10 protein-coding genes are annotated in these 12,846 nt (G+C 60.1%); 5 read left to right on the top strand and 5 right to left on the bottom strand.

The genetic code is table 11. The features are described 5' to 3' along the window. Positions 1 to 2 precede the first annotated feature (2 nt). From ACR0IP_RS10195 to ACR0IP_RS10180, 4 genes are all read right to left on the bottom strand, one after another. A complete protein-coding gene (locus ACR0IP_RS10195; RefSeq protein ID WP_480525340.1) occupies positions 3 to 4,082 on the bottom strand; it encodes a translocation/assembly module TamB domain-containing protein in 4,080 nt (1,359 codons plus the stop codon). After that, on the bottom strand, positions 4,079 to 5,884 hold the full coding sequence (locus ACR0IP_RS10190) for an autotransporter assembly complex protein TamA (RefSeq protein ID WP_480525338.1): 1,806 nt from the start codon (positions 5,882 to 5,884) through the stop codon (positions 4,079 to 4,081). Before ACR0IP_RS10190 ends, ACR0IP_RS10195 begins: the two co-directional genes overlap by 4 nt. A gap of 253 nt (positions 5,885 to 6,137) precedes the next feature. After that, positions 6,138 to 7,124 carry a type I glyceraldehyde-3-phosphate dehydrogenase gene (locus ACR0IP_RS10185; protein ID WP_475218580.1) on the bottom strand — a complete coding sequence of 329 codons (987 nt, stop codon included), beginning with the start codon at positions 7,122 to 7,124 and terminating at the stop codon, positions 6,138 to 6,140. A gap of 54 nt (positions 7,125 to 7,178) precedes the next feature. Next, positions 7,179 to 7,502, bottom strand: a complete 324-nt coding sequence (locus ACR0IP_RS10180) for a hypothetical protein (protein ID WP_170554748.1) — start codon at positions 7,500 to 7,502, stop codon at positions 7,179 to 7,181. A 210-nt stretch (positions 7,503 to 7,712) separates the two neighbouring features. Between ACR0IP_RS10180 and ACR0IP_RS10175 the strand changes: the two genes are divergently transcribed. Continuing rightward, entirely contained in the window at positions 7,713 to 8,063 is a 351-nt protein-coding gene (locus tag ACR0IP_RS10175; protein ID WP_170377750.1) for a hypothetical protein, read from the top strand. Between the two features lie 6 nt (positions 8,064 to 8,069). On the opposite strand, the gene ACR0IP_RS10170 is transcribed toward ACR0IP_RS10175, so the two are convergent. Beyond that, a complete protein-coding gene (locus tag ACR0IP_RS10170; protein ID WP_480525335.1) occupies positions 8,070 to 9,005 on the bottom strand; it encodes a 2-hydroxyacid dehydrogenase in 936 nt (311 codons plus the stop codon). 126 nt (positions 9,006 to 9,131) lie between these two features. Between ACR0IP_RS10170 and ACR0IP_RS10165 the strand changes: the two genes are divergently transcribed. The 4 genes from ACR0IP_RS10165 (at position 9,132) to ACR0IP_RS10150 (ending at position 12,844) form a co-directional block, all read left to right on the top strand. Further along, a complete protein-coding gene (locus ACR0IP_RS10165; RefSeq protein ID WP_480525333.1) occupies positions 9,132 to 10,367 on the top strand; it encodes an acyl-CoA dehydrogenase family protein in 1,236 nt (411 codons plus the stop codon). Positions 10,368 to 10,375: 8 nt separating this feature from the next. Further along, positions 10,376 to 11,179, top strand: a complete 804-nt coding sequence (locus ACR0IP_RS10160) for a thioesterase family protein (RefSeq protein WP_480525331.1) — start codon at positions 10,376 to 10,378, stop codon at positions 11,177 to 11,179. Positions 11,180 to 11,273: 94 nt separating this feature from the next. Then, the gene (locus ACR0IP_RS10155; RefSeq protein ID WP_480525329.1) at positions 11,274 to 11,900 is read left to right on the top strand and encodes a DUF1007 family protein; all 627 of its coding nucleotides are present in this window, start codon (positions 11,274 to 11,276) and stop codon (positions 11,898 to 11,900) included. Then, on the top strand, positions 11,885 to 12,844 hold the full coding sequence (locus ACR0IP_RS10150; protein ID WP_170676996.1) for a HoxN/HupN/NixA family nickel/cobalt transporter: 960 nt from the start codon (positions 11,885 to 11,887) through the stop codon (positions 12,842 to 12,844). The genes ACR0IP_RS10155 and ACR0IP_RS10150 overlap by 16 nt, the downstream gene beginning before the upstream one ends. The last annotated feature ends 2 nt before the right edge of the window (positions 12,845 to 12,846 follow it).

Here is a 12,846-nt window from a genome sequence, read left to right as displayed (position 1 = left end):
GGTTAGTAGTCGCGCTCGAAAAACAGCCCGATCCCGGTTTCTCCGCGCCCGTCAACGGTGCCCCGGACAGTGAAGCTGTCCGTAACGTCCAGATTCAGGTTTACCTCGGTATCGCCGTCTGTGTTGACGGTGAAATCCGTGTAAAGATTGTCCCCAAGATATGCTCCTGCGCCAAAGCGGCCCGCGCCGCCTTCGGTCGCACCGATATCCACCGTGTCAACACCGGTCGAGTCCCGCAGGCCCTTGGTCGCATCGCCGCCGGCCCCGCTAAGTTGTGCCAGAGAAGCCGCCATCTGTGCGATGACAAAAGGTGAGAGTTCCGAGAACCGGTTGCCAAACAACAGCATGGCCAGCGCCTCTTCGGTCGGGCGTTCGGGGTCTGAGAAAACATTGACTTCGGGTGAATCCAGAGGTCCGGCGATCTCGATCGTGGCGGTTCCGTCTGATGTGCTGCTCGATGATTCGAACTCGATATAGGGCGTCAGGTCCCCTTGCAGCGTGACGATCCCTTTGGTCAGGGTTAGCCTGCGCCCCAGAATGTCCAGGTTGCCGCGCAGCAGTTCGATCTGACCCGAAGGGACAACCGATGTCGTTGTGCCGCCGATTGAGATGTTCCCGCCCAGTTCCGCATTCACGCCGCGCCCCCTTACAAAGACGGCTTTTGGGGCCAGCAGGCTAATATCCAGCGCAATGCGCGAGTTGCTTTTGCTTTGCTCTTCCTTGGGGATCAGTTGCGCCCGTTCGCGAGTGACATAGCCCAGGCGGCTTTCGTTGATATGCTGTATTTCGGGGATCGGAGCTGCGCCGACGGCGCCCGATGCAGCGGCGAGGTTGATGTTGGTTTCGCCAAATGTGATCTGCCCCGCGAGGCTGCTATTGCCTGTCAGAGCGCCCGCCAGCACGATTTGACCGTTCAGCGTGGTCTCGTAGAGCAACTGGTCGGTCAGCACGAGGTTGTTCAACGTCGTTGTGATCTGAGCATTGAATGGCGGGGTCAGGTCGACGGGTCCGCTGACAGTGAATCCTCCTCCAGCACGCATGGCCCCGTTCATCGATATCGTGGCACGGCCTTGGGTCAGATCGACCGACCCGCCAATCCCTGTGATAGTTTGACCTGCAGTCGGGATCGCAAAGGACGTGCCCGAGGTTGTGATTGTACCCGACAGTGCCTCCAGCCCGGGTTGACCCTTGAGCGCCAGATTGTATCGGGCTGAGCCTTCGATCTTGTTGGGCGTGATGAATGCATTGGCGATACCCAGATTGATCCCACCTTGGGCGGTTACATCTGCCAGACCCGTACCCTCATCGAACGTTCCGGACAGCTCGGTGCTGAGATCCGCGGGCCCTGTCGCGTTTGAGGAAATCGTCCAGACTCCATTGTCGCGTTTCGCAGTGCCTTCGGCCGTCACTGTGCCGGGGAAGTCCGGCACAAAGCGTTCGATCCGGTTGAACTTGGCCTCGTAGTCCAGATCTGCCGAGCCATCCGTCTCAACCGTTCCGACAACGTTTACATACGAGCTGTCAGGCCCTTGCAGGCGCGCGGTGCCTTCGAGCCCCGACTGAGTAGGCGCGACATTGCCATCCAGTTTCAAAGGACCGGACAACGTAGTGGAAAGGCGGCTGAGGTCATCCAGCATCGCCGAAAAGTTCAGCCCGCCTGCTTCGCGATCAAGCTGGCCCGAGGCATTTGCCGTCAGCGCCGTCCCGTTTAGCCGGAACGTGCGGATGTTCATACCGGCGTCAGTGTTTTCGGCATCCACGTTCAGAGTCGTGCGACCCGAAACCAGCGCGTCCAACTGGTCGATCCCAGTGCGGATGTCATTGGCCTCGACCGTGCCCTGCACATCGAACAGCTTGCTGCCCATAGCGCCTTTGCCCTGCATATCGGCCTTCACAGACCCGGCCAGATCACGCCCTGCAAGGCCTGAGAACAGCGATAGGTCGGGCACGTTCGCCTTGGCCTGCCCGTCGACGGCCAGATCGCTAGTGGGGTCGGTGATCGTCGCAGCGACTTCAGCCGTCAGAGCACGCCCGTTGATCGTGGCCTGACGAATCTCGATCTGCTCTTGCGACAAGGCTCCGTCGAATTCGATTGAGGTCTGCCCGGCCAGAAGCGGATCCTGATCATCCATCCCGGTCTTAATATCCCGCGCGGTCACACTGGCCGTGCCGTCAAACTCCAGCGTTTGGACTGTGCCCTTGCCGTCCAGACTGGCCTGTACCGAACCGCCCAGATCACGCTTGGCGAGGCCTGAGAAAACCGACAAATCTCGGGCGCTGACCGTAGCTTGCCCGTCAATGGACAGGTTCCCTTCGGGCGTGGTCACAGTTCCTGCAGCCTGAGCCCGGGCGGCATCTGCGATCAATGTGAAGTCCCGGATTGTCACACCGTCCGAGCCGCGTTTTGCATCCAGCGTGATCGTGGTCTCGCCCGTGATCACCGGATCGATGTCGTCTCGACCCGTGGAAAGATCGCTGCCTTTGACGGTGACTTTCCCGTCAAAACTGCGCTCTAGTGGCGACCCGCTGCCTTCGACGGTGGCCGAGACCTCTCCGCCGAGGTCAAGCTTGGCCAGATCCGAGAACCGCGAAAGGTCGGAGGCGTCAAGCTTCGCCGAACCGTCGATGTTCAGGCCGCTGGTCAGCCCGCTGATCAGCGCGTCGAGATCAAGTGTGTAGTCCGCCCCGATCAACTCAAACCCGGATAGGTTCAGCGTTTGGTCGCTGCCATATTCGAACACGCCGTCCAGCGTGATTCTGTCGCCTATCGCGGTGTTCAGGGCGGGGTCGGACAGATCTAAGCCGTCAAGCGCGGCTTGCAGGTCACCATCCACGCTGAGGGCATCCCCCTGTTCCAAGCTCCCCTGAGCCGCAATTTGCGCGCGCCGCAGGCTGATCTGGTCTGTGGTCAACCCATTGGCTGTCAGGCTCAGGTCCCACAGATTGCCGTTCTTCTGGTCGAACAGGGCCGAGATTTGCGCGGCTTCGATCGACGTCCCTCCGCCCGAGACGGGCAGGACCACCTTGTCGCCCTCAGGTGGGGTGATGCGGCCCTGCAGAGCGGCCAGTTGCAAGGTGCCGCCCGAGGCTAGCTCTAACTGGCCTTCCAGTTTCAGCGCCTGAGACGTAAATTCCAGATCACTGATGTTCAGCGCGCCTTCCGGCTGGGTCTGGCCATCGACAAAGAGGCGCGTGTCGGAGCCAAAGAACACATCCATATCGCTGGCGACAAAGGGCGTCAGGTCACCGCCCAGATCGGCGGTGAACGCGATCCCATCCGCTGCACCGCTTTCGGCGGCACGCAGACGCACCTGACCCGACACACGCGGCTGGTTGTCACTGCTCAAACTGATATCTGCGGTGAAGTCTGTAACTGGGCCAGAGCCTTTGGCCGTCAAACCAATGGGAGGGCTGTCGGGGATATTCAGCGCGGTTGAGATGAGGCCGCCGGAGGCTTCGACAACGCTCAGGTCCAGGTCAATCTGGCTACTGGCGTTCTGGAAGCCGGCTTTGAGGCTGATTTCGTCTCCGGCGCGGTCAAGGCGGGTGATATCAAGGCTGGTATCCAATGTTCCATCGGCCAGCGACAAGTTGCCGGTGACGTTCAGGTCAGCGGCAACGCCGATCAAAGGCTCGCCCAAGGCCAGCTCATCAATCCGAAGCTCTCCGATTTCAATCGCGACGGGCAGTTCAGGCAGTTGGAACGGTGTGGTCTCAGCCGAAGGGGCCGGAGCCTCCTTGGTTGTGGTGCCAGGGGCACGGGCGATGTCGATTTCCTGTGCGGTCAACGCGTTGACCGAGAAGCGCCCCCGGATCAGTGCCAGGCGGTTCCAGTCAAGCTCGGCATCCTTGATGGTCAGCCAGACACCTTCATCATCGGCCACTGTGATCTCGGCAATGGTGGCGCGGGAACTCAGCGCGCCTTGCAGGCCTTTGACGGTGACGTTCTGATCATCACCTGACAGCGTGTCCTGCAAGAACCGCTCGATCATGCTGCCGCCTTCGTCCTCTTGGGCGTGCAGGGTTGGGGGCACACAGATCAGCGTGCCGATCAGCAGCAGATATGCGAGGTAGCGTTTCAAAATGCCTGTCCAATCCCGATATAGAATTGCAGCCCGTTGCCTGTATCGCCCTGAACCGGGTAGGCCAGATCAAAGCGTAGTGGTCCGAATCCGCCCAGATCATAGCGCACACCCAGACCGGCACCGGCGTGATTTTCGGCATCGCTGCCGATGAACGAAGATGTATCCACGGTACCGTAGTCGTAGAACCCGACCAGCGACAGGCTTTCGGTGATTTTGCCGCGTACCTCGCCGGAAAAGCCCAGAAACGATTTGCCACCTGCGATGCCGGTGCCTACCGGAATACCGAGGCTTTCAAACGGTTGCCCGCGAACAGTTCCCGCACCGCCCGAGAAGAACAGGAAGTCCGGCGTTACCCCATCCGCTGACGGGCCGATGACTGACCCGATTTGAACGCGCCCGGCCAAGACCAGTTTTCCGCCAGTACCCAGACTGGTGTAGGCCCGTCCGTCTCCGAAGAGGCGAATGCCACTTTCGGTTCCGGAGAGCCCGGCGAAGGGAGTGGCCTGCGCGTCTAGGTAAAACCCGCGTGTCGCGCTGATCTTGCTATCGCGCTCGTCCCATTCTGACCGAAAGGGGATTATGAAGTATCGGAATTTTCGCCCATCTCCGTAGGCGTCATCGGCATCGGACCACTGAAAACCGACAGACGCTTCGGCATAGAGCCTGTCTGAAAACGTGCGCCGCGCACCATAGGCCAGTGAGGCGACGGTGACGTTGTAGTTTTCCGTGTTGCGTCGTTCTAGCAGAGCGTTCCAGAACGTGTTGTCATCGGGTCCTAGTCGGTCGGGTTGGTCCAGTCTTAGACCGATCCGCCCGTCCAAATCCTCGGCCCCACCTATGTTGCGCAGAGCGGCTTCAAATCGTAGCCGCTCAGCCCGGCGAAAGACGTTACGGTGGGTCCATGTGGCCGTCACATCCAACCCATCGCGCGAGGCCAGTTCGACCCCGAAGGTCAGGCGGCGTTTGGGCAGGTCTTCGAAGGTGGCATCGAAATCCAGCGTTCCATCGGGGTTGGGGGTCTCGCGCTCTGTTATCGAGACGACGCTGAACGTACCAGTCCGGCGCAAACGCGTGCCGACTTTCTGGATTTTGGCCGGAGAGTACACCTCACCACTTGGGAAGCCCGCGATATCTTCGATAGAACGGTGTTTGACGTCAGTGTTGCCCTTGATGAACATTCTGCCGAAAGTCAGGCGACGCCCCGGGTCCAGATCAATCTGTGCGTCCAGTTGGGCCTGCGCATGGCGGGCGATGATGGTTTGGTTCGCAAGTTCGGCCTTTGCGTGACCAGCGTCTCTCCACCCCTGCAACCCGGCCGAGGTTGCCTGTTGGATTGTCCCTGTAGTGGCCAGTTTGCCCGGCGCGAACTCTTCCGGCAGCACCGTGTCCGGTGCAACGGGCTGTACGATTGCTTTGCCGAACCGGAAGCTTGGGCCAGTTTCGACGGTGATCACGGCGCGGTTGATTTGCGCGGGAACGCTCAGGGTGCTGAGGTCTGCGGCCTCTTTGCCGTCCAGTTTGATACTGACCACCGGGCTGAAATAGCCCTCGTCGTACAGAATCTGAACAATGGTGCGATAATCGGACAGGGCGGCCGAGAGGATTTCGAGAGGTGTGTCCAGACCACGGGAGTCAGCGGTCGTGACGGACGAGGTTTCCTCGATGCGTTCTCTTAACTCTTTTGAGGCCTCTGGAGCGACGAGACTGGTTTCGAGGGCCAACAGGCCGGTTGGGGCCAAAGCTGTCATTGCGGCCAAAAGCCAACCTGTCAGACGGCGTTGCGGTCTGCTGCCCTGCATCAAATGGCTCCAACTGCCTCAACTCGAATACTATTCGACCGCGCTGTCGGATCGCGGTCGATTAAATTCATGTTAGAGCATTTGAGGCCGTTCAGGAAAAGGCTTTTGATGTGTGGCTAGTGAATAAGGTCCGCAGTTGTGTTGCGTCGGGGTCGACGGCTTGGGGCGGCTCCCGCCCGGTTTGGTCGCATCGTAGATGCACCCAACCCGGTTGGGCCAGGCAGCGCGCGGGGCGCGCTGCGGTTGCGACGGGTCAGGCGGCGGTCATAAGGCGGGCGACGTCCAGCATACGTGCGGAGAAACCCCATTCATTGTCGTACCAGCCAAAGACGCGGACCTGGTTCGCGCCGACCATGCGGGTCTCTGGTCCAGCGATGACCAGCGACTCGGGACGGGCGCGCAGATCGGAGGAGACCAACGGCATATCGGTCCATCCTAGAACCGGCGACGCGCTGACCTGATCGCGCATAGCTGTGTCGAAGGCCTCTGCGTCAAGGCTGCGGTCCAGCGTGACGATCAGGTCGATGGCCGAAACACTGGCCGTTGGCACCCGTACCGCCGCGCCTGAGATGCGACCCGACAGATGGGGCAGCACGACGTCGATTAGGTGGATCGCGCTTGAAGTGGTTGGGACCATCGACAGCGCGCCTGCGCGCGAGCGGGCAAGATCGCCTCGTGGGGCATCCACCATCGGTTGGCTGTTTGTGTAGCAATGGATGGTCGTCATGTGCCCCGTGGTGATCCCGCCGATGTCATCCAGAACCCGGACAAGAGGCGCCAGCCCGTTGGTGGTGCAGGACGCGTTCGAGACGACATGAGCGCCGCCCAGTTGATCCTCATTGGCGCCAAGGACCACGGTCACCTCGGCGGCAGGAGAGGGGCCGGAGATCAGCACTTTGCCCGCCCCAGCGGCCAATCCACGCTGTGCCACGTCGGATGTCCGCGCGATACCGGTGCAATCCAGCAGGACATCGACGCCCGACAGGTCGATATTCGCCAGATCAGAGCTGTGGGTCATGGGGATGGACTGCCCATCCACGACCAGTGCGCTGTTTCCCTCCGAGACGTCCCCGGCATAGGGGCCGAAGGTGCTGTCGTATTTGAACAGGTAAGCACAGGTTGCCAGCGGTGCGATGTCGTTGATCAGCACCAACTCAATATCCGATCCTTGCGGCATGGCCAGAACCTGCCGCAGGATCGTGCGGCCAATTCGGCCGAATCCATTGATCGCGAGTTTCATGCGCAAGCTATGGCAGGCGTCTCAGGCGACCTCAATGAAAGTATTGTACCAATTTCAGTTGCAGCTAACCTGCGAGAAAAACTGGCCCGAGATGTTCTGATACATGCTGGCCACGATGGGTCTGCAGCCAGTGGCCTGCTGAATTGCAGCAATGGCCTGCAGGGTCCGCAGGCGCGGTGGCGGGCCGAACGGGTTGAGGTTGTTGTTGTCCCGCGTGGCGCGATAGATCACCGGCTCTTCGGCGACTTGGGTCACCGCCCATGTGCGGCTGAGAACCACGACCGACTTGGTCTCTTCCTTGGCGACGGCGGGGGCGCTTGGCGCGACGGTCAAAGTGGCAGCCGCGGCGAGGGCCAGAAGGGGCAGGCGCAGGGTCATAATGCAAACTCCTACATTCAAATGAGAATTTCCCTGATTTCACCAGATTTAGTCGCTGCTGTGAACCCTTTTGGGTCAAATTCGCAGAACCTTTACGCGTTTCAGACGCTAAATTTGGATTTTCTGAAGGTGCAACCGCTCGGGGCTTGGCCCGGCCCGCGCTGGGGTATATCCTTGAGGACAAATTCATTTCAGTCATGTGAGGCACAGATGAAAGCCCGGATTTCTTTGGTTTTGGCAGCTGTAGTTCTGACGGTTGGGGCGGTTCAGGCCAAGCCTCTGTCGCGGATTATTGCGGAAATGGGCCTCAGCCCGCAGGATTTCGAAGTGCTGAGCGCGGCCTCGACCGCGTTGTTGACCAGCGGCGCTCCGTCCGTTGGGCAAGAGCGCGCATGGACCAATGATGCAACTGGTTCGAAAGGCACCGTGCGTATCGCTGCGGTACAGGGGAATTGTGTCTCGTTGCAGCATTCCGTTGAACCGGGCGGAGATGAGCAGAACCGACAGATTCGAACGCGCCGGTGCAAGGACGCCAGTGGGAACTGGTTGCTGACGCCCTGATTCGCTTCAATAGCCTCTGCCTCGGTCGATCTCGTGTAGCAGCGGCTGGCCCGAGGATAGCCGTTCGAAATTCCTGGCCACATCTGCAAGAGCGTCCCCCAGATGCCAGCCCGATACATGCGGCGTGATCGTCACGCCGGGATGCTGCCAAAGAGGACTGTCCTGCGGTAAAGGCTCCTGAGAGGTGACATCCAGAACGGCATGGCCGGGCGTGCCCGCGTCCAATGCAGCGATCAATGCGGTCTCGTCGATCAGATCGCCGCGCCCAGCGTTTAGCAGATGGCTGGCGGGCTTCATCGCCGCCAATATGTCGGCACCAAACAGTCCAACGGTTTGCGGGGTCGAGGGTAAGATGGCGCAGACGTAGTCACACTGACCTAGTAGCTCGGGAAGCGCGTCCTGACCGTGCAGACAGGTCACGCCGTCAATTTGCTTGGGTGACCGGCTCCATCCCATGACCTGAAAGCCAAGGCCATTTAGCATGAGGGCCGCGCGCGTGCCGATCGTGCCAAGCCCCAGTACACCGACCTTTGTGTCTGACGTGATGCGCGGCGCTTTGGGCGACCATTCGGACCGGCGCTGAGCGGCTTCGTAGTCTCCTAAATGGCGTTGGGCGCGCAGGATATGGGCCAGAAACCACTCGGCGATTTCTTGTGCCGGAGCGTCCGGCCTCAGGCGTGCGACGCGGATATGATCGGGCAATTTGGGGTTGCCTACGATGGTTTCCACGCCAGCGCCCAGTTTCTGCACCAGTTTGAGGTTGGGCAGGCGCTCAATATGCGCATCCTGCAGCGTGCTGACCGCCACCATGGTGATTTCAGTTGGATTCCCGATCGTGTCTGGGGTGCGGACATCAGCGTCGGGCGACTGGTGCAGGACCTCTTTGGCCAAATCCGCATCGCTGATCCAGTTGGACAGGCCGGTTTCGATCAAAAGTGCCATGGGTGCCTCATGTATTGGAAATAGATGGAGGTGACGTTCCGTCACGGAACTGGACAGGGTCCGGGCAGCTAAGCCATTCTTCAAGCGAAGGTAAAGCCCGAACCGATGGGCAACGGAGGAGCGTTCATGAACATGTCATTCGGTCTGCGCGAGGAAAACCGCGCCCTTTTGCAGCGCGTCGCAGATATGATCCGCGACGAGATCATGCCGCTGGAAGAGGAATATCAGGCCGAAATCGGCAAGGGTGACCGTTGGCAGTATACCGACCGTCAGGCGGAAATTCTTGAGGGGTTGAAAGCCAAGGCCAAAGCGGCCGGGCTTTGGAATTTTTGGCTGACCGACAGCGAAAAGGGCTTTGGTCTGACAACGGTTGAATACGCCTATTTCGCTGAAGAGATGGGCAAGACGCCTCTTGGGGCCGAGGTATTCAACTGCTCGGCCCCCGATACCGGAAACATGGAGGTGTTTGAGCGTTACGGCACCGAGAAGATGAAAGAGCAGTGGCTGACGCCTCTGCTCGAAGGTCAGATTCGCTCAGCCTATTTGATGACCGAGCCGGACGTGGCCTCATCCGACGCCACAAATGTGTCGATGTCCTGTGTGCGGGACGGGGATGACTATGTTCTGAACGGTGAGAAATGGTGGTCCTCGGGTGCAGGTGATCCGCGCTGCAAGGTTTACATCGTGATGGTCAAAACAGGGGGCGAAGATCAGCCGAAGCATCAGCGCCAGTCCATGATCGTGGTGCCGGCTGACGCGCCGGGGATCGAGATCCTACGGCCAATGAAGGTCTATGGCCACGACGATGCACCCCACGGACATATGCACATCCGGTTCACCAATGTTCGCGTCCCCGCGGAAAACATCCTGCTTGGTGAAGGTCGTGGGTTCGAAATCGCGCAAGGCCGGTTGGGACCGGGCCGCATTCACCACTGCATGCGCGCCATCGGGCAGGCCGAAAGCGCGCTTGAGCAGATGTGCAAACGGTCGCTGCAGCGTGAGGCGTTCGGTAAGAAGCTGGCGCAGCTTGGGGCTAATTGCGACATCATCGCCGAATGCAGGATGGAGATTGAAATGGCCCGCCTGCTGTGCCTGAAAGCAGCGTGGTACATGGATCAGGGTGACGCGCGGGCGGCGGCGCCATGGATCAGCCAGATCAAGGTGATCGCGCCTCGGGTCGCGCTGAAAGTGATTGACGAAGCGGTACAGATGTTCGGGGCGCAGGGGATCAGTCAGGATACCCCGCTGGCCAATGCCTGGACCCATGTCCGCACATTGCGCCTCGCGGATGGGCCGGACGCGGTTCATCGCCGTCAGGTCGCGCGTGCGGAGCTTAGGAAATACACTCAAGAAAAGGTCTGACGCCCAGGATGGCTGCCTATGATTTCGAAGATCTCTCCTATTTTCGTCAGCGAGGGGACGGGGCTTTAGTTGGCAATGACCCGGCGCGCGGTCCTTGGTCGGCGGAGCATTGTCACGCAGGTCCGGTGAGCGGCCTGATCGTGCGCGCGGCTGAAACCGAGGTCGGGCCCGAGAAGATGCTGACTCGCTTGACCGTCGATTTGCTGCGTCCTTTGCCTCTTGCCGGGCTGCGCGTGGCGGCTGAGACCACGCGCCATACCAGAACGCTCGCGACCACACGGGTGACGGTGCATGATCTGGACGACACCCTCTGTGCAACGGCAACCACGATGCATGTGGTGCGGCGGGATTTGGGTGATGTGGCCAATGTCAAAACGCCGCCACTGCGCTTCGAAGATGCGGTCGAAGGTCCTTTCCCAATCGGAGAGCTGCGGCATGACCTGCCCGGATTCGCACATTATAGCGACATCAGATACGGGGCGGGGGACAGGCACGGAGTAGGGCCGAAAACCGTGTGGATGCGGACCCCGAACCTGTTGGAGGGCGAGGTGCAATCCCCCATCCAATCGCTCTGTGCCTTGGGGGATTGCGGCAATGGAATCTCATGGAATGCCCCAACGGCTGAGATGGGGTTCATGAACACCGATCTGACCATCAACATCCACCGGGAGCCCACCTCGGACTGGTTGGCCTCTCAATCCATTTCGCATTGGCAGCCCTCGGGGATCGGGATGTCTCAGTCGGTGCTGCATGATAGGCAGGGACCCGTTGGGACAGCCCTGCAAACGATCGTTCTTTTCCCGCCCAAGTGATCGGTCGGCCAGTTTCTGCATCGAGACCGTAAATCGCATTGCCGATGCGTACTTCGACGCCTATCTTGCCCTTATGCGATGGTTGTTCCCATTCTTGACCTGCTGCCTACCGATCCCGGCCTTGGCCCACCCACATGTCTTTATTGACACGGGGTTGGAGTTCATCGTGGACGAAGCCGGACAACTAACCCATGTCCGCGTGACCTGGGCCTATGATGAGCTGTTCTCCCTGCTACAGTTGGAGGACATGAGGTTGGATCAGGATGGCGACGGCGCGCTGACCGAAAGTGAGCAGCAGTTCCTGACCGGTTTTGATGCGCAATGGATGGAAGGCTACAACGGCGATCTGGTTGTGACCGCTGCCGGTGCCCCGGTTGCCTTGTCCGGCCCCTTGGAGCCGCATGCCACGACCGAGGATGGTCGCATCGTCACCACTCATCTGCGCGCCGTCGAGGGCGGTTCTATCCCGGCCGAAGCGATTTCGGCAAAGGCCTTCGATGAAACCTATTACACCGCCTACGACGTCACCCGCCCTGTCATCGTGTCCGGCCCGGCAACTTGTCTGCTCGAACGGATTGATCCGGATATCGACGGCCAATTGGCGCAGATGCAGGCCTTTCTGCTGACCCTCGATGCAGAATACGATCTTGAGGAAAACGATATCCCGCTTGTCGGCGAAAGCTTTGCGACCGAGATTTTGATTTCATGTCCAAATACCTGATTGTTCCCGTTGCCATCGCCTGTGGCCTGCTTTTGTGGTTCTGGGGCAGCGGCGGGTTTGACAGCCTTGCTGCCTGGGCGGCTGGCGAACAGCGAGAATTTCAGAATCAGATCGCGCGTGCCCTTCGGGCGGCCCGAGCCGAACAACCTCAGGCCGTGGCAACTCTGCTGACAGTTTGTTTCGCCTACGGGTTCTTTCATGCCATTGGTCCGGGGCACGGCAAGGTCCTGATCGGAGGCTACGGTCTGGGCCGTCAGGTCGCCTTCTGGCGCTTGTCGGCGATCAGCGTGCTGTCGAGCCTCGGGCAGGCCGTAACAGCAGTTGTTCTGGTCTATGCTGGGGTGCTGATTTTCCAGTTGTCACGTGAGACGCTTGTGGGCACGACCGAGCAGGTTATGGCGCCGATTAGTTATGCTGCCATCGCGGCCATTGGTTTGTGGCTGGTTTTTCGCGGGATGCGCAGCTTCGCGCGACGGTCCCGTAGCGATGCCGCGCAGGGGAATTCTCACGAGCATGGGCATCACCACAACCACCACCATGAGGAACACGAGCACCACCATCATCACCATGATGACGTTTGCTCGGATTGCGGCCATCGCCATGGCCCTAGCGCGGAAGAGGTCGCCAATGTCGGGTCACTGCGTGAGGCGCTCGTGCTGATCGCGGGCATCGCTGCGCGCCCCTGTACTGGGGCATTGTTCGTGCTGATCCTGACCTGGCAGATGGGAATCGCCATGGTCGGAATTGCCGGAGCTTTCGCGATGGCGCTGGGCACCGCGACTGTCACAACGCTGGTCGGCTGGACGTCCTTTGGCCTGCGGGGTGGGTTGCTTGCCTCGGCCTCGGCCACCCGATTTGCGTCGATACTGGCCCCGACCATCGAACTGGTGGCAGGGCTTGTGATTGTCGTGATTGCAAGCGGTCTGTTGTTGCGCGCGATTTAAAG

It is taken from the genome of Ruegeria sp. AL11, assembly GCF_056540865.1.
Note: the sequence above shows the minus strand (reverse complement) of the source record. Positions and strands in the feature narration are given on the sequence as shown.